Origin of the sequence: Kitasatospora sp. NBC_00315 (genome assembly GCF_041435095.1) — a bacterium.
Taxonomy (GTDB): Bacteria; Actinomycetota; Actinomycetes; order Streptomycetales; family Streptomycetaceae; genus Kitasatospora.
Genome location: NZ_CP108025.1, coordinates 5091469 through 5115626, shown reverse-complemented (window position 1 = coordinate 5115626; position 24158 = coordinate 5091469). Strand labels below are relative to the sequence as shown.

Genomic DNA, 24158 nt, shown 5'->3' with positions numbered 1-24158 from the left:
CGAGAGGATTGAGACATGGCCCCGATCCACGTGCTGCACGGGCAGCCGACCCCCGAGGAGCTGGCCACCGTCCTGGCGGTGGTCTCAGCCCGGGCCGCCGCCGCGCAGGCCGCCGCCGAGGCGGCCCGCACCGGCGCCGGCCCGGCCTCCCCCTGGAACGACCACGCCCGGCGCCTGCGCGTCGCGCCGAGGCCCGGCGTCAACGCCTGGCGCACCTCGGGCTGGGCCGGCTGACCGGTCCCCGCCGCGGCGGGGCCGTCCGGGCCGGGCGCACCCCGGCCCGGACGGCCCCGAAACCTGAGTACGGATACTCAGGCGCCCGCCGCGCGCGGCGGCGCACCCTGGAGGAGTGCTCTGGTCAGACCCCCGCGACGAGCCCTCCCCCGAGGCCCGGGACCTCCAGGAGCGGCTGCGCCGCGCCGGGCCGCTGCTCGCCGCCCTCACACTCCTGATGGCCGTCCTGCTGATGCTCTGACGACCTGGCGCTCCGACGACCCCCGGGGCGGGAGCGCCACCGGCCGGCCACCGCACCCCCTACGCTGGTGGCCATGACCGACCGCCGCACGCTCGTGCTCGCCTCCGCCTCCCCCGCCCGCCTCGGGCTGCTGCGCCAGGCGGGCCTGGATCCGCGGGTCGTCGTCAGCGGCGTGGACGAGGACGCGATCACCGCCGCCACCCCCGCCGAGCTGGCGCTGGTGCTCGCCGAGGCCAAGGCCAAGGCCGTCGCCGGCGGCCTCACCGACGGCGAACTGGTGATCGGCTGCGACTCCGTCCTGGAACTGGACGGCGAGGCGCTCGGCAAGCCCGCCGACGCCGCCGACGCGCTCGCCCGCTGGCGGTCCATGCGCGGGCGCTCCGGCGTCCTGCGGACCGGGCACTGCGTGATCGACACCGCCACCGGCCGGCAGTCCTCGGCGACCGCGTCCACCACCGTCCGCTTCGGCACCCCGGACGACGCCGAGATCGCCGCCTACGTCGCCTCCGGCGAACCGCTGCACGTGGCGGGCGCCTTCACCCTGGACGGCCGCTCGGCCCCGTTCGTGGAGGGCATCGACGGCGACCCCGGCAACGTCATCGGCCTGTCACTGCCGCTGCTGCGCCGTCTGCTGGCCGACCTCGGCGTGCGGCTGACCGACCTCTGGGTCTGATCCCGGGCCCGGCCCACCACATCCGGTGGGGCCGGACCCTACCGGTTCCGACAGATCCCCGGCCGGACATCTGTCCCGCCGACCCAGACCGTGCGGGCGGGGCGCGCCGATAGGCTGGCCGGGCCACCGACCCGGAGAGGACAGCAGGGATGACCGACAGCGTGCTCAACGTGGTGCTCGGCCTGGTCGCCACCGCGATCAGCGCCTCGCTCGGCTGGCTCGCCCAGAACGTGCGCCGGCGGCGCCGGCTCGGCCGGGTCCGTGAGTTCTTCGGCATGCCGGGCGGTTCGGAGTGCCTGCTGGTGGTCAACCGGCACACCGCGTCGAACAGTTCGAAGAGCGTCTCGCGCAACGACGTGTTCGCCCTGATGGAGCTGTCCGCGCTGGTGAAGGAGTGCGGCGCGCAGGCCGAACTGGTGACCCACGACGAGGTACGCCAAGGACTGGGCCACAAGGCCGAGTTCTGCCTCGGCGGCCCCGCCAGCAACGACCGGACGGCCGCCCACCTCACCTCCTGGCTGCCGGGCGTCACCTTCGCCGAGGACCCGGTCCGCCACCACGAGATGAGCCTCGCGGTCGGCTCCGAGTCCTACGGCTACCAGAGCCCCTCGCGGACGACCGGCGGCCGGGTGTACGCGCTGCTGGCCCGGATCCAGACCGGACACGGCGGCCGGCCCGCCTTCCTGATCGCCGGCCAGACGGCGACGTCCAACCACGCCGCCGTCCGCTACCTGGTGGCCAACCACCGGAAGCTGGCCCGCACCCACGGCACGGACGGGACCTTCGCGCTGGTGCTACGGCTGGTCAACTCCACCGCCTACGGACCGGATCTGGTCGAGCTGGTCGCGGACGTCACCCACGAGGCCCTCGCCACGCCGGTGGCACCCGCCACGCCGACCGCCGTTCCGGCCCAGGCCCCGGCGCCCTCGCCATGATGTGGCGAAGGCCACGGCACGGCGGCGCGACGGCGCGGTCACGGCCCGGAGCACGGGCCTGACAGCGGCACCGTCCACGACCTGCGGAGCGTCCCGTTCCGTGCCCGACCGGTCACACAGCCGTCCGACCCTCCGTGTGGGCTAGCTCACCACCCTGGGCTACTCGCCGGTACCACCCTGTAATCCATAGACTCGACGAGGTTCAAGAAGGGAGCCATTGTGCGCAAGGTGCTCATCGCCAACCGCGGAGAAATCGCCGTCCGCGTCGCCCGGGCCTGCTCGGATGCCGGTATCGCCAGCGTCGCCGTATACGCCGAGCCGGACCGGGATGCGCTTCACGTCCGCGCGGCCGACGAGGCGTACGCGCTCGGCGGCGACACCCCCGGCACCAGCTACCTGGACATCGCCAAGGTGCTCAAGGCGGCCGCCGACTCCGGTGCGGACGCCGTCCACCCGGGCTACGGCTTCCTCTCCGAGAACGCCGAATTCGCCCAGGCCGTCCTCGACGCGGGCCTGACCTGGATCGGCCCGCCGCCGCAGGCCATCCGCGATCTCGGCGACAAGGTCACCGCCAGGCACGTGGCGCAGCGCGCCGGTGCCCCGCTGGTGGCCGGCACGCCGGAGCCGGTCGCAGGCGCGGAGGAGGTCGTGGCCTTCGCCCGCGAGCACGGCCTGCCGGTCGCCATCAAGGCGGCCTTCGGCGGTGGCGGCCGCGGCCTGAAGGTCGCCCGCACGCTGGAGGAGATCCCGGAGCTGTTCGAGTCGGCCGTCCGCGAGGCCGTCGCCGCCTTCGGGCGCGGCGAGTGCTTCGTCGAGCAGTACCTCGACAACCCCCGGCACGTGGAGACCCAGTGCCTGGCCGACCAGCACGGCAACGTGGTGGTGGTCTCCACCCGTGACTGCTCGCTCCAGCGCCGGCACCAGAAGCTGGTCGAGGAGGCGCCCGCGCCGTTCCTGACCGCCGAGCAGAACGCCGAGCTGTACCGGGCGTCCAAGGCGATCCTGCGCGAGGCGGGCTACGTCGGCGCGGGCACCTGCGAGTTCCTGGTCTCCCAGGACGGCCTGATCTCCTTCCTGGAGGTCAACACCCGCCTGCAGGTGGAGCACCCGGTCTCCGAGGAGGTCACCGGGCTCGACCTGGTCCGCGAGATGTTCCGGATCGCCGACGGCGAGGCGCTCGGGTACGACGACCCGGCCGTGCGCGGTCACTCGATCGAGTTCCGGATCAACGGCGAGGACCCGGGGCGCGGCTTCCTGCCCGCCCCCGGCACCGTCACGCTGTTCGCGCCGCCGTCCGGTCCGGGCGTGCGCCTGGACGCGGGTGTCGAGAGCGGCTCGGTCATCGGCCCGGCCTGGGATTCGCTGCTCGCGAAGCTGATCGTCACCGGCGCCACCCGCAAGCAGGCGCTGCAGCGCGCCGCCCGGGCGCTGGCGGAGTTCAAGGTGGAGGGCATGGCCACCGCCATCCCGTTCCACCGGGCGGTCGTCACCGACCCGGCGTTCGCGCCGGAGGTGCACGGCGGCGAGGGACCGTTCACGGTCTTCACCCGCTGGATCGAGACCGGGTTCGACAACACCATCCCGGCGTTCACCGGCGCGGGCGGCGAGGCCGAGGAGGCCGACGTCCGCGAGACCGTGGTGGTCGAGGTGGGCGGCAAGCGGATCGAGGTCTCGCTGCCCTCGTCCCTCGGTGTCGCCTCCGCCCCCACCGGGGGCGGCGCGGGTGCCAAGGCCAAGCGCCGGGTCGGCGTGAAGAAGGCCGGCTCGGCCGTCAGCGGTGACTCGCTGGCCTCGCCGATGCAGGGCACCATCGTCAAGGTCGCCGTCGAGGAGGGCCAGGTCGTCGAGGAGGGCGAGCTGATCGTCGTCCTGGAGGCGATGAAGATGGAGCAGCCGCTCAACGCGCACAAGGCCGGCACCGTCGTCGGCCTCAAGGCCGAGGTCGGCGCCAGCGTCAGCAGCGGCGCCGCGCTCTGCGAGATCAAGGACTGACGGCAGCCCGTACGGTCACCGCGGCCGGTCCCGCACCCGAGGGTGCGGGACCGGCCGCGGTTCGCGTTCCGGACGGCGGCGGATGACCCGTGGCCGGCGGGCCGGGGCGCGGTGACTCTCCGCGCGGCGGTTCGCCGTGCGGCGGCTCTCGACGCTGCCGACCCGGTGCCGCCGCCGACCCGTGCCGCCGCCGACCCGTGGTCGGGAGCGGCCGACGGTCAGGAGCGGCCGGAGGCCAGCGGCCGGGCGACCATGCCCCCGTGGGCGCCGGGGCGCCGCTGACCGGGCAGCGGGGCGGCACCCGGCGGCGGGACGGCCCGGCGCGGGACGGCGCCGACCGGCGCCTGGTGCGTGGGCCCGCCCCCGCCGCCGTGCGGCACGGGATCGGCTGCCAGGCCGAGCGGGGCGACGTCGATCTGGACCCCGCAGTCGGCCAGCGCGTCGAGCTCCCGGGCGGTGCGGTCGTCCGCCGTGGCGTGTTCGTCCGTCACCAGCCGGGTGATGGCGTCGGTCGGGACGGTCTGGAACATGGTGTCCGCGCCGAGCTTGGTGTGGTCGGCGAGGACGATGACCTCGGCGGCCGACTGCACCAGAGCCCGGTCCACGCTCGCGGAGAGCATGTTCGTGGTCGACAGCCCGCGCTCGGCCGTCAGCCCGCTGCCCGAGATGAAGGCCTTGGAGACCCGCAACCCGTGCAGCGACTGCTCGGCGCCGCTGCCGACCAGGGCGTAGTTGGAGCCCCGGAGGGTGCCGCCGGTCATCACCACCTCCACCCGGTTGGCGTGTGCCAGGGCCTGGGCGACCAGCAGCGAGTTGGTCACCACCGTCAGCCCCGGCACCCGGGCGAGCCGGCGGGCCAGCTCCTGGGTGGTGGTACCGGCGCCCACCACGATGGCGTCGCCCTCCTCCACCAGGCCGGCCGCGAGATCGGCGATGGCGCTCTTCTCGGCGGCGGCGAGGTGGGTCTTCTGCGGGTATCCGGGTTCGCGGCTGAAGCCGCCGGGGAGCACCGCGCCGCCGTGCCGGCGGTCGAGGAGCCCTTCTGCCTCCAGGGCCCGTACGTCACGACGTACGGTCACTTCGGAGGTCTGGACGACGCGAGCCAGTTCACGGAGCGACACAGCTCCGTTGGCGCGCACCATTTCGAGGATCAACTGGCGACGTTCTGCTGCAAACACAGAACCGACGGTAACCTGAATGACCGTCTGCTTTCAGGCGTTTGCACCTGGTAACGGGAATTGCTCACGCGAGGGCGGCGCGTGACCGTAGACTACGCGCCGCCAACGGACGGTGAGCACGCCCTCCGTACGGGTGAAGGAGACGGACGCGCGAAGGGCGGCCACCCGACGGCGGCCGCCCCAACTGCACGTTCTCGGCTCAGGATTCGCCCTCGGCCCGCTTGCGGATGTGCAACTGGCGCGCGGCTTCGGCGGTGGAACCGGACACCGACGGATAGACGGTGAACGCACTGGCCACCTGTTCGACCGTCAAATTGGCGTCCACGGCGAGCGAGATCGAGTGAATGAGTTCGCTCGCGCGCGGCGCCACCACCACACCGCCGACCACGATGCCGGTGCCGGGCCGGCAGAACAGCTTCACGAAGCCGTCCCTGATGCCCTGCATCTTGGCGCGCGGGTTGCCGCGCAGCGGCAGTTTCACCTCGACCGCGTCCATCTTCCCGCAGGACACGTCGGCGGCGGTGTAGCCGACGGTCGCGATCTCCGGGTCGGTGAAGACGTTGGAGGCGACCGTCTTGAGGTTCAGCGGCTGAACGGCGTCGCCCAGCGCGTGGTACATCGCGATCCGGCCCTGCATCGCGGCGACCGAGGCCAGCATGAACACGCCGGTGCAGTCACCGGCCGCGTAGACGCCCGGAGCGCTGGTGCGGGACACCCGGTCGACCCGGATCTGGCCCCAGTCGTTGAGCTCGACCCCGGCCTCCTCCAGGCCCATCTCCGCGGTGTTGGGGATCGAGCCGACCGCCATCAGACAGTGCGTACCGCGGATCACCTGGCCGTCGGCGAGGGTCACCTCCACGTGGTCGCCCACCCGCTTGGCGCCCTCCGCCCGCGAGCGGCCCATCACGTTCATGCCGCGCCGCCGGAAGACCTCCTCCAGCACCTCGGCCGCGTCCGGGTCCTCGCCCGGCAGCACCCGGTCACGGCTGGAGACCAGCGTGACCCTGGAGCCGAGCGCCTGGTACGCGCCGGCGAACTCGGCACCGGTGACACCGGAGCCGACCACGATCAGCTCGCGCGGCAGCTCCTCCAGGTCGTAGACCTGGGTCCAGGTGAGGATGCGCTCGCCGTCCGGCTGCGCGTCGGGCAGCTCCCGGGGGTGGGCGCCGGTGGCGATCAGCACCGCGTCGGCGCGCAGCGACTGGACGCTGCCGTCCGGGCCGTCCACCAGCACCTCGCGGGAGCCGTCCGCGGCCTGACCTCCGCCGCCGAGCCGGCCCCTGCCGCGCAGCACCGTCACACCGGCGCGGGTCACGGACTGGGTGATGTCGTGCGACTGGGCGATCGCGAGGCGCTTCACCCGTCGGTTGACCTTGCCGAGGTCCACGCCGACCACCCGGGCCGAGCCCTCGACCGGGGGGGTGTCGTCGGCGACGATGATGCCCAGCTCCTCGTACGAGCTGTCGAAGGTGGTCATCACCTCCGCGGTCGCGATCAGCGTCTTCGACGGCACGCAGTCGGTGAGCACCGCCGATCCGCCGAGGCCGTCGCGGTCGACGACGGTCACCTCCGCGCCGAGCTGGGCCGCCACCAGGGCTGCCTCGTATCCGCCAGGTCCGCCACCGATGATCACGATCCGAGTCACGTGCACCATTGTCCCGCACGCCGGGGGCGGCGCCACGCCGGGGTTCGTTCTGGCGCACGGACCCAGCGCGTCCGTCCGCCCGGCGCCGCCCCGTGGAGGTGGCGGGCGCTCCCCCCGGCCGGGTCGCCGCCTTCAACTCCCGTAGGCTGACGCCATGCCCCTCTACGCCGCGTATGCCACCAACCTCGATGCCCGGCAGATGACCCGCCGCGCACCGCACTCACCGCTGCGCGGCACCGGCTGGCTGGACGGCTGGCGGCTGACCTTCGGCGGCGAGCAGCTGGGCTGGGAGGGCTCCCTGGCCACCGTGGTCGAGGACGAGAAGGAGCAGGTCTTCGTCTCGCTCTACGACGTCGCGCCGATGGACGAGGACGGGCTGGACCGCTGGGAGGGCGTGCAGCTCGGCATCTACCGCAAGATCAAACTGCGGGCGCACACCCTGGACGGCGACATCCAGGTGTGGACGTACGTGCTGAACGACTACGAGGGCGGCCTGCCCGCGGCCCGCTACCTGGGCCTGGTCGCGGACGCCGCCGAGAGCGCCGGCGCACCGCACGACTACGTCCTGGACCTGCGCCGCCGCCCCTGCTGAGCGACGCCCGGCCGGGCGCTGCCTACCGGCCCGGCCGGAGGGCGGAGGCGGACGGCGTGCCCGCCGCGGCCCAGGAGCGCACGGTGGCGGACAGCGCCGTGACCACCTCGGCCCGCTGCGCCGGCTCGGTCCGCAGCCCGTTGCCGAGTTCGACGTGCAACCAGGGCACGCCGAGGGCCGCGGCGGAGCGTCCCTCCACGTTGGTGGTCCCCTCCAGGTGGCCGCACTTGTCCCGCCAGGCCCGGCAGACCGCGAAACCGGCCTGTTCCAGGCCGTCGGCGGTGAGCCGGGCGGCCGGACCCGCGGCGGCGGTGCCGCTGGAGACCACGGTGTCCTGCCCCGGGAGGCTGCCCTCGTCGAAACCGTGCAGCTGGACACCCGGCAGCCCCCGGCCGGCCAGCGCGTCGGCAACGGCGGCGAACACCGTGTCCGTCCGGTGCGCCGGGTCGGACGAGCCGTCGGCGCCGGCCTTGCGGTGGGCGCCCGCCAGCACCATCACCCCGCCCGGGGTCGCCCGGAACACCTCGACGCCCAGCAGCTCGGTATCGGTGTCGAAGACCGGGTGCGGCACCTGTACCGACCAGGACGCCTGCTCGGACAGGTCGAGATAGACCCGGCCCCAGCCGTGCACCGCCTCGCCGGGGCCAGGCGCCTCGGCGATCTCGCCGACCAGGCGGCCGGACTCCTGCTCGGTGAACTCCGTCAGCCGGTAGCCGACCCGGGCGAGGGTCTGCCCGGCCTCTTCCCTCCGGCCGTCGAGCAGCCGGCCGACGCCGTCCGCGACGGCTCGGCGCTGCGCCGCGTCCGGGACGGTGTAGGGGCCGCTCGCGCTGAATCCGGCGGTGTAGCCGGCCACCCGGGCCGCGAGGTCGACGGCCTGCGGCGCGGCGGCCGGCCGGCCGGGCCCGGCGGTGCGGGACCGGTCCTCCGCGCCGTCGGAGCGCGCCAGGTAGGTCAGCACCCCGGCCAGGGCCGCCAGCGCCAACAGCAGCGCCGGCAGCAGTACGCGCCGTGATCCCCGTATCTCCACGGCTCAGAACCTACCTGTCCGACCGTCCGGTGATCGCGGCCCGTCCGGCCGGACGGTGCGTCGCATACGCCTTCATCCGCGAGAGCGCCCGAATCTTTCCGCGAATGATGCCATGCCGTTATCTGAATCGGTAAATAGCTTCATAAGCTGAGTAAAACTTTCGACCAAGGGCACAGCACGCCGTACGCCGGACCGGAGCGGGCCAGCATCGCCCCCGTTCCAGCGACGAGGCCCACGTGAGCACGGCAGCGAATCCCCCTCGCCAGCATCGCTACCGACGCCGGGCGGACATGCCGCTGCTCGGCGGCATCCGCCCGCCGATCGCGCTGCTGCTGCTCCTCCTGCTGGCCGTGGTCGGCCTCACCGCCGTCGGAGTCGGCGGCCTGCGCACCGACGACACCCCGCAGGCCGTCCGCGAGGCGCAGCAGTACGCGGCCGTCGACAGCGCCGGCGCCATGCGCGCCGCCGTCAACGAGAGCGCCGGCGACCTGCGCCGGGCCGCCGCCCGCTTCGACGACGCGCCCGCCGCGCCGTCCGCCGTGCTCGGCGCCCTGGGCGAGGCCTACCAGAAGTGGCGGGGCACGGCGATCGTCCGGCTCGACACCGGGCGACTGCTCGCGGCCCGCGGCGAGACCGTCCCGCTGGCCGGTCTCGACCTCGGCCGGGTCACCGACGTCGCACCGGCCCCCGTGCTGATCGCCACCGCGACCGGCCCGCGGCTGCTGAGCTTCGCCGTGGTCGCCACCAAGGCCGACGGCCGGGCCCTGCTGGTCGCCTCCGACAGCCTGAGACTGCCCACCGCCGCCACCGGCAGGGCCCAGAGCGTCCAGGTCCTCGACCGGACGGGCGTCGTCATCGACGGCACCGGCCCGAAACTCACCGGCGAGAGCGACAAGCGGGTCGTCGCCACGGCCCGCGACAGGGCCGGCAGACACCGTCCGGGCGTGGCCGAGACCCTCTCGGGAAGCCTCGCCGGCGCCGCCGACGCGCACGGCGCGCGCCGCGTCGTCGGTTACGCCTCGGTCGGCGACGGCACCGCCCAGGACATCGCCGGGCCGCTCGGCCTGACCGTCATCTCCAGCACCACGGTCGACCGGCAGGCCGGCAGCCTGCGGCACCCGCTGCTCGGCCTGGCCGCCGCCGGCGCCCTGCTGGTGGTCGCCGTGCTGCTCGCCGGACTCCTGGTCCGCACCCTGCAGCGCCCGTTGCTGCGCCTCTTCCTGGAATCCCGCCGGCTGACCAGGGGCGAGCGGCCGGCACAGCCGGTCGAGGGGCCCGCCCGAGGCGAGGCGGGCAGGATCGCCCGCGCCCTGGAGGAACTGCGTCTGCAACTGCTCGACCCGGCCCGCCGGCCGGAGGACTCCGCGCCGCGGCCGGCCTCCCGGCGGCGCCGCCCCGGCATCGCGCTGCCGCTGGCCCTGTGCGCCCTCGTCGTGCTCAGTTGGTCGGTACCGCTGCTGATGCTCGGCGGCAGCAAGGGCTCGCTCCGCGTGCCCGGCCAGGTGGTGGCGGCCCAGCGGGACCGCACCGACACCACCGCCGACCGGGTCCGCCAGGCGCTGAACGAGGGCTACGCCGATCTGCGGGCCATCCGGCCCGCGCTCGGCGACGGCAGCCGGGCCGCCAACGTCGAGGCGGTGCTGAAGAGCGCCCTGGCCGAGCACACCCGCTACCGCTCGCTCTACGTCCTCGGCCCGAGCGGCGACGTCCTGGCCCGGGCGGGCGAGACGCCGCGCCACACCGGCGCGTCGGCGGTGGGCCCGGACGGCGTGCTGCTGCTCAACAAGTCCGGCAGGGAACCGCAGATCGCCGCCCGGGCCGTCCTCGGCGGAGCGTACGACGCCGAGGCGAACGCCCCCGACATGGGCGCCGTCGCGAGCACGGCGCCGTCCGCCGCGGTGACGACCCCCGTGGTCGTCGGCGAGTTCAAGCCCGACTTCCTCGCCGCCCTGCTGGACCGCGCCGGCCTCGGGCACATCTGGCTGCTCGACGACCGACAGCGTGTGCTGGCCGCCAACGAGGCCTTCAGCTCCTTCGGCGAACTGCCCGAACAGCGCGCCGGAGCGGTACTGGGCGAGGCCGCGAAGGGCGCCGCCGCCGCCGTCGTGCGGACCGGAGGGGAGCCCGCCGTACTGGCGGCCGCCCGGCTCGGCGGCAGCGGCTCGGTCGGCAGCCTCGGCTGGTCGGTGGTCACCGCCCAGCCGGTCGGCTGGCTGCACCTGGACCAGAACCGGGCCGACCGCCGGGCCGTGCTGGTCGGGATGCTGGGCCTGGCCGCCGCCGCACTCTGCCTGGGCTGGCTCTTCATCGCGGTCGGCCTGCCGCTGCGCCGGCTCGCCGCGAGCGCCGAGGCGCTGGCCGCCGGCGACCGCAGAACCGTCCTGTACCCCGTGCACCACGACGAGGTCGGCGCGGTCGCCCGCAGTCTCGAACTGCTGCGCCAGCAGCTCGACCGGCAGAGCCGACGGGCCGCGGACGCCCCCGCGCGGGCCGTCCGGACGGCCGGACGGAAGACCCCGCACTAGCCCCGGCGGACGCAGCCGTCCCCCCGCCAGCCACCCCCGTCCCGGCCATAAGGAAACCCCGCCCGTGCTCTTCCTCTACATCGTCCTGGTGGCGTGCTGCGCCGTGCTGCTGGCCGCGGGCATCGTCGAGCAGCGCCGCCACTTCGCCGCGCTCGACCAGATCCCGGTACGCGTCCTGGTCAACGGTATCCGGGGAAAGAGCTCGATCACCCGGCTCTGCGCGGGCGCCCTGCGCGGCGGGGAGCTCGTGACGGTCGCCAAGACCACCGGCACGGCGGCGCGGTTCATCCACCCGGACGCCACCGAGGAGCCGGTCTACCGCAAGTTCGGCATCGCCAACGTGGTCGAACAGATCGGCATCGTCCGGCGGGCCGCGACCTACCGCCCGGACGCGCTGGTGATCGAGTGCATGGCGGTCATGCCGGCCCTCCAGGAGGTCAACCAGACCAAGCTGATCCGCTCCACGATCGGCGTGCTCTGCAACGTCCGGGAGGACCACCTCGCCGAGATGGGCCCGACCCTGGACGACGTCGCCCGCTCGCTGTGCCGCTCGATGCCGGTCGACGGCGTCTGCGTCACCGCCGAACGGGACCGGCTGCACATCCTGCGCGAGGAGGCGGCCAGGCGGAACTGCCGGCTGATCCCGGTGGATCCGGAGACGGTCACCGACGAGGAGCTGCGCGGCTTCAGCTGGTTCACCTTCAAGGAGAACGTGGCGATCGCCCTCGCCGTCGCCGAACTGCTCGGCGTGGAGCGGCAGACGGCGCTGCGCGGCATGTGGGAGGCCCCGCCGGATCCGGGTGTGCTCTCCGTCGAGCGCTACCGCACCGAGGACGGCAGGCGGCTGCGCTTCGCCAACGTCTTCGCCGCGAACGACCCGGAGTCGACGCTGATGAACGTCCGGCAGCTGCTGGATCTCGGCGCGATCCGGCGGCCGCTCAACGTGGTGATCAACTGCCGCCCCGACCGGGTCGAGCGCAACGGCCAGATGGGCTCCATCGTGCCGGATCTCGACCCCGACACGGTGTTCCTGATCGGCCACCCCACCAGGAGCGCCCGGGACGGCATCCCGGCCGACTGGCAGGGACGGGTGGTGGATCTCGGCGGAGACCGGCGCGACCCGGCCGAACTGACCGCCGAGCTGGTGGCGCAGGTGGGCGACGACTGCTCACTGATCGCCATCGGCAACATCCACGGCCAGGGTGAACTGTTCCTGGCGGAGCTGGACCTGCTCGACCGGTTCGACGAACCGCAGGACGGAGAGCCGGTGCAGGACGGCGAACCGGTGCACGACGGACGCTCAACCGACGGGCGGCCGGGGGCGCGGGCGGACGGATCGTCCCGGTACGAGCACCCGGCACCCGGATCGCCTCCGCGCGAGACGCCGGGCGGCGGGCCGGCGCCCGGCGGCTGGTTCGCCGCCCCGGCCGGCCACGGCGGCGCGGCCCGCCGCCCCGGCGGACCCAGGTTCGAGGAGACCGTGCCGCTCCGCATCCCCGCACCTCCCGGCCACCAGCAGCCCGCCCAGCACCCGTACGGAGACCCGCAGTGATCCCCACCGAGCTGACCCCCGAGATCGCCGCCATCGGCATCGCCCTCGGCCTGGTCTTCTCACTCGTCTGCTACCTGACCACCAACCTCTCCCCGGGCGGCATGATCACCCCCGGGTGGCTGGCGCTGACCCTGGTCGAGGACCTCCAGCGGGTGGCGATCGTGATCGGCGTGACCCTGCTGACGTACCTCGCGACCCGGCTGGTCCAGAAGCTGGTCATCCTGTACGGCAAAAGGCTGTTCGCCGCCGTCGTGCTCACCGGCGTGATGCTCCAGGCGACGGTGATGCTGGTGCTCCAGCACGAGCTGCCGACCCTGTACGCCAACCAGACCCTCGGTTTCATCGTGCCGGGCCTGATCGCCTACCAGCTGGTCCGCCAGCCGAAGGCCGCGACGCTGATGGCGACCGGCACGGTGACCCTCGCCAACTACGTGGTCCTGACCGCCGGTGTCCTGCTCGGCGCCCTGCCGGGCACCTGAGCCCGCTCCGGCCACCCGTACCCACGTCTCCTGCGAGGACCCGACGATGAGCATCTCCCGCAAGTCCGTGCTCAGTGGCGCGTTCGCCCTGGCCCTGCTCGCCACCAGCGGTTACCTGACCGTCGAGCTCCAACGGCGCGACGCGGCGCCCGCGAGGCCCGGCGCGGCCCCGCCGATCGCGCGCACGACGGGCGCCCCGAGCACCCCGTCGACCACCGCGTACCGCTACGAGCGCCTGGCCGGGCCCGACCGCACCGTCGTCCGGGACGGCGCCGGAGGGGTGGTGGCGACGCTGACCGACGGCGCCAGGACCGCGCTGCTGACCGGTCCGAGCCGGACCTTCGCCGAGCCGGCCACCACCTCGGCCGTCCTGGTCAGCGACGCCTGGGTGCGGCTGCTCCCGCAGAACTGGAAGGCGGGGGCCGAGGGCGAGGGGTGGTTCAGGACCTGGCTCCAGCAGTCGCTCGGCAGCCAGGCCGACGACATCCTCGCGATCGCCACCCAGTACATGAACGGCGCCCCGGAGCAGAAGGACGCCAAGGGCGTGCGCTTCCGCGGCGACGCGTCCTTCGGACCGATCAACCCGGACGGCCTGCTCGGCCAGGACTACCGCCTCGAACAGACCGACTTCGTCGACTACCTCGGGAAGCCGTACACCTTCGCCGACAAGGTGACCAAGCAGCCGGACAGGATCCGGTACGGAGCCTTCGACTGCTCCGGCTTCGTGCGGATGGTCTACGGATACCGGGGCGGGTACCCGCTGCTGAGCAAGGACGTGGCCGGTCCCGGCCTGCCCCGCACGGCCAACGGCCTGGCCCGCCTCGCCCCCGGCGTCGCGGTGCTCCCGCTGACCACCCTGCCCGGCTCGGACGTGACCGTGCGGCCCACCTCGATCGACGCGCTGCAACCCGGCGACCTGGTCTTCTTCGAGATCGACACCCGCACCGGCGCCCGGCTGGACCACACCGGCATCTACCTGGGCCTGGACACCGACGGCCACCCGCGCTACATCTCCAGCCGGGAGGAGGCGGACGGCCCGACCTTCGGCGACAAGGGCGGCACGGCGCGGCTGGACGACAACGGCATGTACGCCAAGGGTCTGCGCAGTGCCAAGCGGCTCTGAGCGACACGCCCGACGGTTCGTCGGATCCTCCGATTGCGCAGCGTGGCGATCTGCGCCGATCGACCGCACGGGGTAACAATCCAACATGCCCGGGCCCATTTTCTACGCGCGTAGTGAATTCCCGTCTATCCTCGGAGGCGTGAACGAATCTCCTCAGACGGTCGTCTCCGCCGACCCCTACGCCGCCGCCCGGGCCGCCGCCGAGCGCCTGCGCGAGCTGACCGGTGCCGAGCGCCACGACGTCGCCCTGGTGATGGGCTCCGGCTGGGTTCCCGCCGCCGATGCCCTGGGCGAGATCATGGCCGAGTTCCCGGTCACCGAGCTCCCCGGTTTCCCCGCCCCCGCCGTCGCCGGCCACTCCGGCAAGATCCGGTCCGTACGGATCACCGGTGCCGGCTCCGAGGACCGCCGCGCCCTGGTCTTCCTCGGCCGCAACCACTACTACGAGGGCCACGGCGTGGCCACCGTCGTGCACGGCGTACGGATGGCGGCCGCGGCCGGCTGCGCGACGATCGTGCTGACCAACGGCTGCGGCGGCCTGCGCGAGGGCTGGGTCCCCGGCCAGCCGGTGCTGATCAGCGACCACATCAACCTGACCGCGGACTCCCCGATCGTCGGCGCCAACTTCGTCGACCTGACGGACCTCTACTCCAGGCGGCTGCGCGAGCTCTGCCGCGAGGTCGACCCCTCGCTCGACGAGGCCGTGTACGTGCAGTTCCGCGGCCCGCACTACGAGACCCCGGCCGAGGTGCACATGGCCCGGGTGATCGGCGGCGAGCTGGTCGGCATGTCCACCACGCTGGAGGCGATCGCCGCCCGCGAGGCCGGCGCCGAGGTGCTGGGCATCTCGCTGGTCACCAACCTGGCGGCCGGGATCACCGGCGAGCCGCTCAACCACGCCGAGGTGCTGGAGGCCGGCAAGGCGTCCGCCGAGCGCATGGGCGCCCTGCTGGCGAAGGTCCTTGAACGGATCTGAGCCGGGCACCGCAGAGAATCGTGGCTGACGGGGCCCGCGGGACGCGTCCCGCGGGCCCCGCCCGTATCCGGAACCTCCCCGGCCGACACCCGACGACTTCCCCGATGGAGCTGGAGCCGATGACCGAGGCACCCACCACCGACCTCCTCACCCGGGCGCGTGCCTGGCTGGCCGAGGACCCCGACCCGCAGACCCGCGAGGAGTTGTCCGCCCTGCTGGCCGAGGCCGAGGGCGAGACCGAGTCCGGCAACCGGATCGCCTGGTCCCGGCTGAGCGAGCGGTTCGCCGACCGCCTCCAGTTCGGCACCGCCGGCCTGCGCGGCGAGCTCGGCGCCGGCCCGATGCGGATGAACCGCGCCGTGGTCATCCGCGCCGCCGCCGGCCTGGCCGCCTACGTGAGGAAGCAGGCCCTCGGCGACCTGGTCGTGATCGGCTACGACGCCCGCCACAGGTCGTACGACTTCGCCCTCGACACCGCCGCGGTGATGGTCGGCGCCGGCCTGCGCGCCGCGCTGCTGCCGCGCGCCCTGCCGACGCCGGTGCTCGCCTTCGCCGTCCGCCACCTCGGCGCGGCCGCCGGCGTCACCGTCACCGCCAGCCACAACCCGCCCCAGGACAACGGTTACAAGGTCTACCTGGGCGACGGCGCGCAGATCGTCCCGCCCGCCGACGCCGGCATCGCCGCCGAGATCGACGCCATCGCCGCTCTCGCGGACGTGCCGCGCACCGGGAGCGGCTGGGAGGTGCTCGGCGAGGAGGTCGTCGAGGCGTATCTCGCCCGGGCCACCACCGTGCTCGACCCGGGCGGCCCCCGGGATCTCTCGGTCGTCTACACCCCGCTGCACGGCGTCGGCCGGGACGTGCTGCTCGCCGCGTTCGCCCGGGCCGGCTTCCCGGCCCCGACCGTGGTCCCCGCGCAGGCCGAACCCGACCCGGACTTCCCGACCGTGGCCTTCCCCAACCCGGAGGAGCCGGGGGCGATGGACCTCGCCTTCGCCACGGCCGCGACCGCGCACCCCGACCTGGTGATCGCCAACGACCCGGACGCCGACCGCTGCGCCGTGGCCGTCCCCGACCGGAGCGCCGAGAACGGCTGGCGGATGCTGCGCGGCGACGAGGTCGGTGTCCTGCTCGGCGCGGCCCTGGTCGGCAAGAAGGCCGCGGGCACCTTCGCCACCACCATCGTCTCGTCCACCCTGCTGGGCCGGATCGCGGCCGCCGCGGGGCTCGGCTACGCCGAGACGCTCACCGGCTTCAAGTGGATCTCCCGCGCCGACGGCCTGCGCTACGGCTACGAGGAGGCGCTCGGCTACTGCGTCGATCCCGAGGGCGTCCGCGACAAGGACGGCATCAGCGCCGCCCTGCTGGTCGCCGAACTCGCCGCCGGCCTCAAAACCGCTGGGCGCGGCCTCACCGACCTGCTGGACGAACTGGCGCTGGAGCACGGCCTGCACGCCACCGACCAGCTGTCCGTCCGGGTGGCGGACCTCGCGGTGATCGCGGACGCGATGCGGCGCCTGCGCGAGCGGCCCCCGACCGTGCTGGCCGGACTCACCGTCACCCAGGCCGAGGACCTGACGCTGGGCTCCGCCGACCTGCCGCCCACCGACGGCCTGCGGTACCACCTGGCCGGCGAGGGCGTGCGCTCCGCGCGGATCGTGGTCCGTCCCTCCGGCACCGAGCCCAAGCTCAAGTGCTACCTGGAGGTCGTCCTCCCGGCCGGCTCCGCCGCCGAGCTGGCCGGCACCCGCGCGCGGGCCGCCGCCGTCCTGGCCGACATCAAGCGGGATCTCGCCGCGGCCGCGGGCATCGACGCCTGATCCGCCGCACGCGCGTGGGCCCGGTCGACGGAAGTCCTCGTCGACCGGGCCCACGCACATGGACGGGGAGTTCCGCGGTCGGCCCCGCACGGGGCTCGCCGCCGGGTACGCGCACCCGGCGCCGCGGGCGGGCCTTCCTCGGGGAAGGCCCGGAAGGCCCTGCGGTTGGGCCGCGATGACGGTCAGGCCGCGATGACCGCGACCAGCGCCACGAGCCCGACGAGCGTCGGCGCGATGATCCACCAGCACCAGCGGACCGTGACCTCGCCGGTCGCGTCCGGGCGGGCGGCGTTGCGTTCGGCCATGCCCAGCAGCACCGCGACCACCTGGTCGGACCAGGCCCGGGTCGGATCGGGCGCACCCGGCAGCACCGGCACGTTCGGCCGCACCAGCGACCCCAGCCGCGAGGCGTGCGGATCCCCCGCCGCCGCGCTCCGCGAGGCCTGCCGGTTCGCCCGCTTGCGCTGCCGCAGCGACACCGGGACCGCCCAGACCTGGTACTTCTTCCCGCCGGCGAACAGCTCGACCGAGTAGCCGGCCCGCATCCCCTCGACGGCGGCCCAGGGCGCGCTGACGGTCCGCAAGGGGTTGCGGACCAGCAGCCGCCGGTCGTCCGCCCGGACGACCGGCCGCAGGGTGTAGGCGATGACGGGAAAGGCGAACACCACGATGGTGGCGAGCGCGACCCAGGGCGTCCGGCCGCTGCCGCTCAGCACGGCGTCGACGGTCAGCCAGCCGGCCACCGCGAGCAGCAGGACCCCGGAGATGACGCCGGGAACGGAGCGGTACACGCGGTCGGCGTACACGGGCTCACCATCGGGTGCGGCGGAGCCCTGGTGGGGCGTGCCGTCGGAATCGGTCATGGGGACGATTCTGCCGTACGGGACGCTGCCGTCACCGTGATGTGACCGACCGGTTGCCGGAGCCCGGCCCGCGCCGCGGCGCAACCCGCCGTTGCGCACGGCACGGACGCGAACGCCGCCCCGCCGGGTCGGGCCGGTCGGGCCGGTCGCTGGGACCGGTCGGGTCGCTCCGGCCGGACCGATCGGGTCGGGCGCTCGGACCGGCCGGTCGCTCAGGCCGAACGCCGCCGCAGTGTGGCCGCGCCGAGGGCGAGGGCGAGCAGGCCGGCGCCGGCGATCACCGCGAGGTCCCGGACCAGGGAGCCGCTGACACCGGCGGTGCTGGTGAGGCGGTTCATCGCGTCCACCGCGTAGGAGAGCGGCAGGACGTCGGAGACCGCGTGCAGACCGGCCGCCATGCTCTCGCGGGGCGCGAACAGGCCGCACAGCAACAGTTGCGGCAGGATCACGGCCGGCAGGAACTGCACGGCCTGGAACTCGGTGGCCGCGAAGGCGGAGACCAGCAGGCCGAGCGCCATGCCGAGCAGACCGTCCCCGAGGGCCACGGCGAACAGCAGCCAGGTCGGACCGGCGACGTCCAGGCCGAGCAGACCGAGGGTGAGCGCGGAGGCCAGGGCGGCCTGGACGAGGGCGACCACGCCGAACGCCAGGGCGTAGCCGAGCAGCAGGTCGAGCTTGCCGAGCGGCATGGTGAGCAGCCGCTCCAGGGTGCCGCTGGTGCGCTCGCGCAGCATCGCCACCGAGGTGACCAGGAACATCACCAGCAGCGGGAAGATGCCGAGCAGGGCGGCGCCGACCCGGTCGAAGGCCTGCGGCTGCGCGTCGAACATGAACCGCAGCAGGGTGAGCAGCAGACAGGGCACGACCAGCAGCAGCGCGATGGTGCGCGGGTCGTGGCGCAGTTGGGCGAGGACCCGGCGGGTCGTGGCGAGGGTACGGGTGACGTTCATGCCACGGCTTCCGTTCTGCCCGCCACCAGGGTGAGGAAGGCGCTGTCGACGTCGGCCGCGCCGGTGCGGCGCAGCAGTTCGGCGGGGGTGTCGTCGGCGAGCAGGCGGCCCTCGCGCATCAGCAGCAGCCGGTCGCAGCGCGAGGCCTCGTCCATGACGTGGCTGGAGACGAGCAGGGTCCGGCCCGCGTCCGCGAGGCCGCGGAAGAGGTGCCAGAGATCCTGGCGGAGCACCGGGTCGAGGCCGACGGTGGGTTCGTCCAGGATCAGCAGCTCCGGGCGCCCCAGCAGGGCCGCCGCGAGCGAGACCCGGGCGCGCTGGCCGCCGGAGAGCCGGGAGGTGAGGTCGTGCTCGTGGCCGGCCAGGCCGACCTCGGCGACGACCCGCTCGGCGTCGCCCTTCGGCGCGCCGAGGACGGCGGCGAAGTAGCGGAGGTTCTCGCCGACGCTGAGGTCGCCGTAGACGGAAGGCGCCTGGGTGACGTAGCCGACCCGGTGGCGCAGGGCCGCGCTGCCGGCCGGTTCGCCGAGCACCTCGACCTGCCCGGAGGCGATCTGCTGGACGCCGACGACGGCGCGCAGCAGGGTCGACTTGCCGCATCCGCTGGGGCCGAGCAGCCCGGTGATGGAGCCCTGGGGTACGTCGAGACCGAGCTCGTGCAGGACGACCCGGCCTCCGCGCCGCACGGTCAGCGCGGTGACCCGGATCGCGGGCGGCGGGGCCGCCGAAGAATTCATCATGCGATGAGTTTCTACCCGAAGGCCGATGCCGTCAAGCGGTCGGCCGGGCGGCCGGGCGGTCGGGCGGGCGGGCGGTCAAGCCGTCGGGCGGTCAAGCCGTCGGGGTCAGCTGCCGCCCAGGTACCTCTGGAAGGTCGGGGCGATGAACGGCACCAGCTCCGCCCGGGTCGCCGAGGCCAGCGGCTCCACCTTGAGGACGTACCGGGCCATCGCCAGCCCGATCACCTGCGAGAGCATCAGCTCCGTTCGCAACTCGCCCTGCTCGACGTCCAGCTCCTGCGCCACCCGCTGCACCAGCTCCTCCTGCACGAAGCCGCGCATCAGGTGCGCCACCTGCTCCGTCGTGGCCGCCGCCCGCAACAGCGCCAGCAGCCGCTCTAGCGCCGCGGGCTGCTCCCAGACGTTCAGCAGGAACTCGGCCACCCGCTCGCCGACGGTCGCCCGGTCACCGGCCAGCACCAGTTCGACGACGGCCTTCGGCTCCACCGGGAACTCCATCGCCGCCATGAAGAGGCGGTCCTTGGTCCCGAAGTAGTGGTGCAGCAGCGCGGCGTCCACCCCGGCCGCCCGCCCGATCGCCCGCATGCTCGCCTTCTCGTACCCGCGCGCCGCGAACTCCGCCCGCGCCGCCTCCAGCACGGTGCGGCGGGTGTCGGCGGCGCCGGGCCGGCGGCCGGTCTTCTTGCGGGGAGCCGGGGGCTGCTCTGCGGCCGGGGGCTGCTCTGCGGCTGGGGGCTGCTCTGCGGTCGTCACCGGACCATTGTCCGCACCGGACGCCCGCACCACTCGTTCGAGCGACCGACGCGACCGCCCACCACGGGCAGAGCGATCCCCGGGCCGGACGGCGGGCTCGCCCCGGGACGACGGGAGCGGTGGAAGCACGGCGCCACCGGCGTCGAGGGGGCGGTGGCGGCACGGGCCCGGGGGCCGGTGGCGGCACGGGCCCGGGGGCCGGTCGGGCCGCCCGGCCCGCCCAGGTCTCGGTCCCGCATCGAATACTCCGGGAAAGGAGGTCTCCCTAGCGTCCGGCTACGCGCGTAGATATGCTGGTCTGGTGACTATGTCCACTCTTGCAGCCAATGCCACCAGCGCTGCGGGCAGCGGTCTCGCGGACGTCGCGGCGTCCGAGGCCTCGCTCCGCCGCTTCCTGCACGGCCTGCCCGGCGTCGACCAGGTCGGCCTGGAGGCCCGCGCCGCCACCCTCGGCACCCGCTCGATCAAGACCTCGGCGAAGGCGTACGCCATCGACCTGGCGATCTCGATGATCGACCTGACCACGCTGGAAGGCGCGGACACGGTCGGCAAGGTGCGCGCCCTGTGCACCAAGGGCAGGAACCCCGACCCGACCGACCAGAGCGCTCCCCGCGTCGCCGCGATCTGCGTCTACCCGGACATGGTCGCCACCGCGAAGGCGGCTCTGAACGGCACCGACATCCAGGTCGCCTCGGTGGCCACCGCGTTCCCCGCCGGGCGAGCCTCGCTCCCGGTCAAGCTCGCCGACGTCGCCGACGCGGTCGCGGCCGGCGCCGACGAGATCGACATGGTGATCGACCGGGGCGCCTTCCTCTCCGGCCGCTACCTGTCGGTCTTCCACGAGATCACCGCCGTGAAGGCGGCCTGCAGGCGCCCCGACGGGACTGCGGCCCACCTCAAGGTGATCTTCGAGACCGGCGAGCTGCAGACGTACGACAACGTGCGACGCGCCTCCTGGCTGGCGATGCTGGCCGGCGCCGACTTCATCAAGACCTCCACCGGCAAGGTCGCCGTCAACGCGACGCCCCCGGTCACCCTGCTGATGCTCGAAGCCGTCCGCGACTTCCGGCAGCAGACGGGCGTCCAGATCGGCGTGAAGCCCGCCGGTGGCATCAAGACCACCAAGGACGCCATGAAGTACCTCGTCATGGTCAACGAGACCCTCGGCGACGACTGGCTGTCCCCCCACTGGTTCCGCTTCGGCGCCTCCAGCCTGCTCAACGACCTGCTGATGCAGCGTCAGAAGCTGACCACCGGCCGGTACTCCGGTCCCGACTACGTGACGGTGGACTGAGAACGATGGCCAAGAACACCAAGAAGGCGGAAGAGCCCGTGCGCAAGAGCGGACTCTTCGAGTACGCGCCCGCTCCCGAGTCCCCCGCCGCCGCGGGTGACATCGCGACCTCCTACGGGCACTTCATCGGCGGCGAGTTCGTCGACTCCAGCGGCAGTGAGGCGCTGAAGACCGTCAACCCGGCCACCGAGCAGGTGCTCGCCGAGTTCGCGCAGGGCACCGAGGAGGACGTCGACCGCGCGGTCGCCGCCGCCCGCAGGGCGTTCACCGACTGGTCGGCCCTACCCGGCAGCGAGCGCGCCAAGTACCTGTTCCGGATCGCCCGCATCATCCAGGAGCGCTCGCGCGAGCTGGCGGTGCTGGAGTCGATCGACAACGGCAAGCCGATCCGCGAGACCCGCGACGTGGACCTGCCGCTGGTCGCCGCGCACTTCTTCTACTACGCGGGCTGGGCCGACAAGCTCGACTTCGCGGGGTACGGCTCCAACCCGCGCCCGCTCGGCGTGGCCGGCCAGGTCATCCCGTGGAACTTCCCGCTGCTGATGCTGGCCTGGAAGATCGCCCCGGCGCTCGCCACCGGCAACACGGTCGTCCTCAAGCCCGCCGAGACCACCCCGCTGACCGCGCTGCGCTTCGCCGAGATCTGCCGCCAGGCCGGTCTGCCGAAGGGCGTCGTCAACATCGTCACCGGTGACGGCCGCACCGGCGCCGCGCTGACCTCCCACCCGGACGTCAACAAGGTCGCCTTCACCGGCTCCACCCCGGTGGGCCGGGCGATCGCCAAGCAGCTGGCCGGCACCCGCAAGAAGCTGTCGCTGGAGCTGGGCGGCAAGGCCGCGAACATCGTCTTCGACGACGCGCCGATCGACCAGGCCGTCGAGGGCATCGTCAACGGCATCTTCTTCAACCAGGGCCACGTCTGCTGCGCCGGCTCGCGCCTGCTGGTCCAGGAGTCCGTCCAGGACGAGGTGCTGGACGCGCTCAAGCGCCGGATGGACACCCTGCGGGTCGGCGACCCGCTGGACAAGAACACCGACATCGGCGCCATCAACTCCGCCGCCCAGCTGGCCCGGATCACCGAGCTGACCGCGGCCGGCGAGGCCGAGGGCGCCGAGCGCTGGTCGCCCTCCTGCGACCTGCCGGGCACCGGTTTCTGGTTCAAGCCGACGCTGTTCACCGGCGTCAGCCAGGCCCACCGGATCGCCCGCGAGGAGATCTTCGGCCCGGTGCTGTCCGTGCTGACCTTCCGCACCCCCGCCGAGGCGGTCGAGAAGGCCAACAACACCCCCTACGGGCTGTCGGCCGGCGTCTGGACCGAGAAGGGCTCGCGCATCCTGTGGATGGCGAACCAGCTCAAGGCCGGCGTGGTGTGGGCCAACACCTTCAACAAGTTCGACCCGACCTCGCCGTTCGGCGGTTACAAGGAGTCGGGCTACGGCCGCGAGGGCGGTCGCCACGGCCTGGAGGCGTACCTCGATGTCTGAGACCAGCACGCGACTTGACGTCCTCAAGACCTACAAGCTGTACGTCGGCGGGAAGTTCCCGCGCTCCGAGAGCGGGCGGGTGTACGAGGTGACCGACAGCAACGGCCAGTGGCTGGCCAACGCCCCGCTCGGCACCCGCAAGGACACCCGCGACGCCGTGCTCGCCGCCCGCGCGGCCGTCAAGGGCTGGTCGGGCACCACCGCGTACAACCGCGGCCAGGTGCTCTACCGGGTCGCCGAGATGCTCCAGGGCCGGCGTGAGCAGTTCTCCGCCGAGGTCGCCGCCGCGGAGAACATCGGCGCCAAGAAGGCCACCGCGCTGGTGGACGCCGCGATCGACCGCTGGGTCTGGTACGCGGGCTGGACGGACAAGGTCGCCCAGATCGCCGGCAACGGCAACCCTGTCGCCGGACCGTTCTTCAACCTGTCGGTGCCCGAGCCGAGCGGCGTGGTCGGCGTGGTCGCGCCGCAGGCCGGGTACGGGCACTCGTTCCTCGGCCTGGTATCGGTGATCGCGCCCGCCATCGCCACCGGCAACACCGTCGTGGTGGCGGCCGCCGCCGACGCGCCGCTGCCCGCCCTCTCGCTGGGCGAGGTGCTGGCCACCTCCGACCTGCCCGGCGGTGTCGTCAACATCATCTCGGGCCGTACCGAGGACATCGCGCCGACCCTGGCGTCCCACCAGGACGTCAACGGGCTCGACCTCACCGGTGCCATCGCCTCCGACGGCTCCGGCGCGGCGGCCGGGCTGGAGGCCTCCGCCGCGGATACGCTGAAGCGGGTGATTCGCCCGGAGCTGGACCCGTTCGCCCAGGACTGGACCGATGCGCCCGGAACCGACCGGCTACTCTCGTTCCTGGAGACCAAAACGGTCTGGCACCCGATCGGGATCTGACCCTCCACGGCCGGAGCCGTACGGCGCCGACCGGCAGTACGCCGAGCGCTGCGACCGCGACCGGTACAACTCCACAGACTGGCCGTCCCCAGTGCCCTACCCCCCCAGGGTCCGGACGTGCCATGACGGACCCGCGCCTCTCCCCCCCTGGCGCGGGTCCGTCGCCTTTCCGCACCCGGTCGTC

The 24158-nt window shown here is 73.7% G+C and carries 22 protein-coding genes; 15 read left to right on the top strand and 7 right to left on the bottom strand.

Annotated elements, in window-relative coordinates; translation table 11 throughout:
• Positions 1-15 precede the first annotated feature (15 nt).
• The 5 genes from OG823_RS21240 to OG823_RS21220 all read left to right on the top strand — a co-directional run bounded on the left by OG823_RS21240 (position 16) and on the right by OG823_RS21220 (position 4075).
• Positions 16-234: an acyl-CoA carboxylase epsilon subunit gene (locus tag OG823_RS21240; RefSeq protein WP_371481157.1), complete on the top strand. Its 219-nt coding sequence runs from the start codon at positions 16-18 to the stop codon at positions 232-234.
• A 115-nt stretch (positions 235-349) separates the two neighbouring features.
• Positions 350-475, top strand: a complete 126-nt coding sequence (mmpB, locus tag OG823_RS21235) for a morphogenic membrane protein MmpB (protein WP_371481156.1) — start codon at positions 350-352, stop codon at positions 473-475.
• Positions 476-548: 73 nt separating this feature from the next.
• The gene (locus OG823_RS21230) at positions 549-1148 is read left to right on the top strand and encodes a nucleoside triphosphate pyrophosphatase (RefSeq protein WP_371481155.1); all 600 of its coding nucleotides are present in this window, start codon (positions 549-551) and stop codon (positions 1146-1148) included.
• 149 nt (positions 1149-1297) lie between these two features.
• Positions 1298-2083, top strand: a complete 786-nt coding sequence (locus OG823_RS21225; RefSeq protein WP_371481154.1) for a hypothetical protein — start codon at positions 1298-1300, stop codon at positions 2081-2083.
• Between the two features lie 219 nt (positions 2084-2302).
• Positions 2303-4075, top strand: coding sequence for a biotin carboxylase N-terminal domain-containing protein (locus OG823_RS21220; protein WP_371481153.1), 1773 nt, complete (start codon positions 2303-2305; stop codon positions 4073-4075).
• Positions 4076-4293: 218 nt separating this feature from the next.
• Here OG823_RS21220 and OG823_RS21215 read toward each other — a convergent pair whose 3' ends face one another.
• A complete protein-coding gene (locus OG823_RS21215; RefSeq protein WP_371484583.1) occupies positions 4294-5217 on the bottom strand; it encodes a DeoR/GlpR family DNA-binding transcription regulator in 924 nt (307 codons plus the stop codon).
• A gap of 235 nt (positions 5218-5452) precedes the next feature.
• The gene (locus OG823_RS21210; RefSeq protein WP_371481152.1) at positions 5453-6907 is read right to left on the bottom strand and encodes an NAD(P)H-quinone dehydrogenase; all 1455 of its coding nucleotides are present in this window, start codon (positions 6905-6907) and stop codon (positions 5453-5455) included.
• Positions 6908-7052: 145 nt separating this feature from the next.
• Here OG823_RS21210 and OG823_RS21205 point away from each other — a divergent pair, with 145 nt between their 5' ends.
• On the top strand, positions 7053-7490 hold the full coding sequence (locus OG823_RS21205; RefSeq protein ID WP_371481151.1) for a gamma-glutamylcyclotransferase: 438 nt from the start codon (positions 7053-7055) through the stop codon (positions 7488-7490).
• Positions 7491-7512: 22 nt separating this feature from the next.
• Here the strand turns inward: OG823_RS21205 and OG823_RS21200 are convergent, their stop codons facing one another.
• Entirely contained in the window at positions 7513-8520 is a 1008-nt protein-coding gene (locus tag OG823_RS21200; protein WP_371481150.1) for a hypothetical protein, read from the bottom strand.
• A gap of 236 nt (positions 8521-8756) precedes the next feature.
• On the opposite strand from OG823_RS21200, the gene OG823_RS21195 reads away from it, so the two are divergent.
• The 6 genes from OG823_RS21195 (at position 8757) to OG823_RS21170 (ending at position 16995) form a co-directional block, all read left to right on the top strand.
• A complete protein-coding gene (locus tag OG823_RS21195; RefSeq protein ID WP_371481149.1) occupies positions 8757-11045 on the top strand; it encodes a HAMP domain-containing protein in 2289 nt (762 codons plus the stop codon).
• A 64-nt stretch (positions 11046-11109) separates the two neighbouring features.
• Positions 11110-12597, top strand: coding sequence for a poly-gamma-glutamate synthase PgsB (pgsB, locus tag OG823_RS21190; RefSeq protein ID WP_371481148.1), 1488 nt, complete (start codon positions 11110-11112; stop codon positions 12595-12597).
• Positions 12594-13076, top strand: a complete 483-nt coding sequence (locus tag OG823_RS21185) for a poly-gamma-glutamate biosynthesis protein PgsC/CapC (protein WP_371481147.1) — start codon at positions 12594-12596, stop codon at positions 13074-13076. The genes pgsB and OG823_RS21185 overlap by 4 nt, the downstream gene beginning before the upstream one ends.
• Positions 13077-13122: 46 nt before the next feature.
• Positions 13123-14199: a C40 family peptidase gene (locus OG823_RS21180; RefSeq protein ID WP_371481146.1), complete on the top strand. Its 1077-nt coding sequence runs from the start codon at positions 13123-13125 to the stop codon at positions 14197-14199.
• A gap of 139 nt (positions 14200-14338) precedes the next feature.
• Positions 14339-15175, top strand: a complete 837-nt coding sequence (locus OG823_RS21175; RefSeq protein ID WP_371481145.1) for a purine-nucleoside phosphorylase — start codon at positions 14339-14341, stop codon at positions 15173-15175.
• A 119-nt stretch (positions 15176-15294) separates the two neighbouring features.
• Positions 15295-16995, top strand: a complete 1701-nt coding sequence (locus tag OG823_RS21170; RefSeq protein ID WP_371481144.1) for a phospho-sugar mutase — start codon at positions 15295-15297, stop codon at positions 16993-16995.
• Positions 16996-17177: 182 nt separating this feature from the next.
• Here the strand turns inward: OG823_RS21170 and OG823_RS21165 are convergent, their stop codons facing one another.
• The 4 genes from OG823_RS21165 to OG823_RS21150 all read right to left on the bottom strand — a co-directional run bounded on the left by OG823_RS21165 (position 17178) and on the right by OG823_RS21150 (position 20301).
• On the bottom strand, positions 17178-17858 hold the full coding sequence (locus OG823_RS21165; protein ID WP_371481143.1) for a PH domain-containing protein: 681 nt from the start codon (positions 17856-17858) through the stop codon (positions 17178-17180).
• Between the two features lie 212 nt (positions 17859-18070).
• Positions 18071-18808 carry an ABC transporter permease gene (locus OG823_RS21160; protein WP_371481142.1) on the bottom strand — a complete coding sequence of 246 codons (738 nt, stop codon included), beginning with the start codon at positions 18806-18808 and terminating at the stop codon, positions 18071-18073.
• On the bottom strand, positions 18805-19548 hold the full coding sequence (locus OG823_RS21155; protein ID WP_371481141.1) for an ABC transporter ATP-binding protein: 744 nt from the start codon (positions 19546-19548) through the stop codon (positions 18805-18807). Before OG823_RS21155 ends, OG823_RS21160 begins: the two co-directional genes overlap by 4 nt.
• 105 nt (positions 19549-19653) lie before the next feature.
• Positions 19654-20301, bottom strand: coding sequence for a TetR/AcrR family transcriptional regulator (locus OG823_RS21150; RefSeq protein WP_371481140.1), 648 nt, complete (start codon positions 20299-20301; stop codon positions 19654-19656).
• Between the two features lie 307 nt (positions 20302-20608).
• On the opposite strand from OG823_RS21150, the gene deoC reads away from it, so the two are divergent.
• Genes deoC through OG823_RS21135 form a run of 3 tightly spaced genes read left to right on the top strand, consistent with a single transcriptional unit; the run spans position 20609 to position 23974 of the window.
• Positions 20609-21595: a deoxyribose-phosphate aldolase gene (gene deoC, locus OG823_RS21145; protein ID WP_371481139.1), complete on the top strand. Its 987-nt coding sequence runs from the start codon at positions 20609-20611 to the stop codon at positions 21593-21595.
• A 5-nt stretch (positions 21596-21600) separates the two neighbouring features.
• Positions 21601-23079 (top strand): aldehyde dehydrogenase family protein, encoded by a 1479-nt coding sequence (locus tag OG823_RS21140; RefSeq protein WP_371481138.1) that lies wholly within the window; start codon positions 21601-21603, stop codon positions 23077-23079.
• Positions 23072-23974 carry an aldehyde dehydrogenase family protein gene (locus tag OG823_RS21135; protein WP_371481137.1) on the top strand — a complete coding sequence of 301 codons (903 nt, stop codon included), beginning with the start codon at positions 23072-23074 and terminating at the stop codon, positions 23972-23974. The genes OG823_RS21140 and OG823_RS21135 overlap by 8 nt, the downstream gene beginning before the upstream one ends.
• Positions 23975-24158 lie beyond the last annotated feature (184 nt).

Bases quoted from the DNA above. Each gene is read 5' to 3' on its own strand.
- OG823_RS21160 (WP_371481142.1), bottom strand. From the start codon at position 18,808: ATGAACGTCACCCGTACCCTCGCCACGACCCGCCGGGTCCTCGCCCAA.
- OG823_RS21225 (WP_371481154.1), top strand. From the start codon at position 1,298: ATGACCGACAGCGTGCTCAACGTGGTGCTCGGCCTGGTCGCCACCGCG.
- OG823_RS21180 (WP_371481146.1), top strand. From the start codon at position 13,123: ATGAGCATCTCCCGCAAGTCCGTGCTCAGTGGCGCGTTCGCCCTGGCC.
- deoC (WP_371481139.1), top strand. From the start codon at position 20,609: ATGTCCACTCTTGCAGCCAATGCCACCAGCGCTGCGGGCAGCGGTCTC.
- OG823_RS21155 (WP_371481141.1), bottom strand. From the start codon at position 19,548: ATGATGAATTCTTCGGCGGCCCCGCCGCCCGCGATCCGGGTCACCGCG.
- OG823_RS21210 (WP_371481152.1), bottom strand. From the start codon at position 6,907: ATGGTGCACGTGACTCGGATCGTGATCATCGGTGGCGGACCTGGCGGA.
- OG823_RS21135 (WP_371481137.1), top strand. From the start codon at position 23,072: ATGTCTGAGACCAGCACGCGACTTGACGTCCTCAAGACCTACAAGCTG.
- OG823_RS21230 (WP_371481155.1), top strand. From the start codon at position 549: ATGACCGACCGCCGCACGCTCGTGCTCGCCTCCGCCTCCCCCGCCCGC.
- OG823_RS21240 (WP_371481157.1), top strand. From the start codon at position 16: ATGGCCCCGATCCACGTGCTGCACGGGCAGCCGACCCCCGAGGAGCTG.
- OG823_RS21170 (WP_371481144.1), top strand. From the start codon at position 15,295: ATGACCGAGGCACCCACCACCGACCTCCTCACCCGGGCGCGTGCCTGG.
- OG823_RS21165 (WP_371481143.1), bottom strand. From the start codon at position 17,858: ATGACCGATTCCGACGGCACGCCCCACCAGGGCTCCGCCGCACCCGAT.
- OG823_RS21140 (WP_371481138.1), top strand. From the start codon at position 21,601: ATGGCCAAGAACACCAAGAAGGCGGAAGAGCCCGTGCGCAAGAGCGGA.
- OG823_RS21215 (WP_371484583.1), bottom strand. From the start codon at position 5,217: ATGGTGCGCGCCAACGGAGCTGTGTCGCTCCGTGAACTGGCTCGCGTC.
- OG823_RS21205 (WP_371481151.1), top strand. From the start codon at position 7,053: ATGCCCCTCTACGCCGCGTATGCCACCAACCTCGATGCCCGGCAGATG.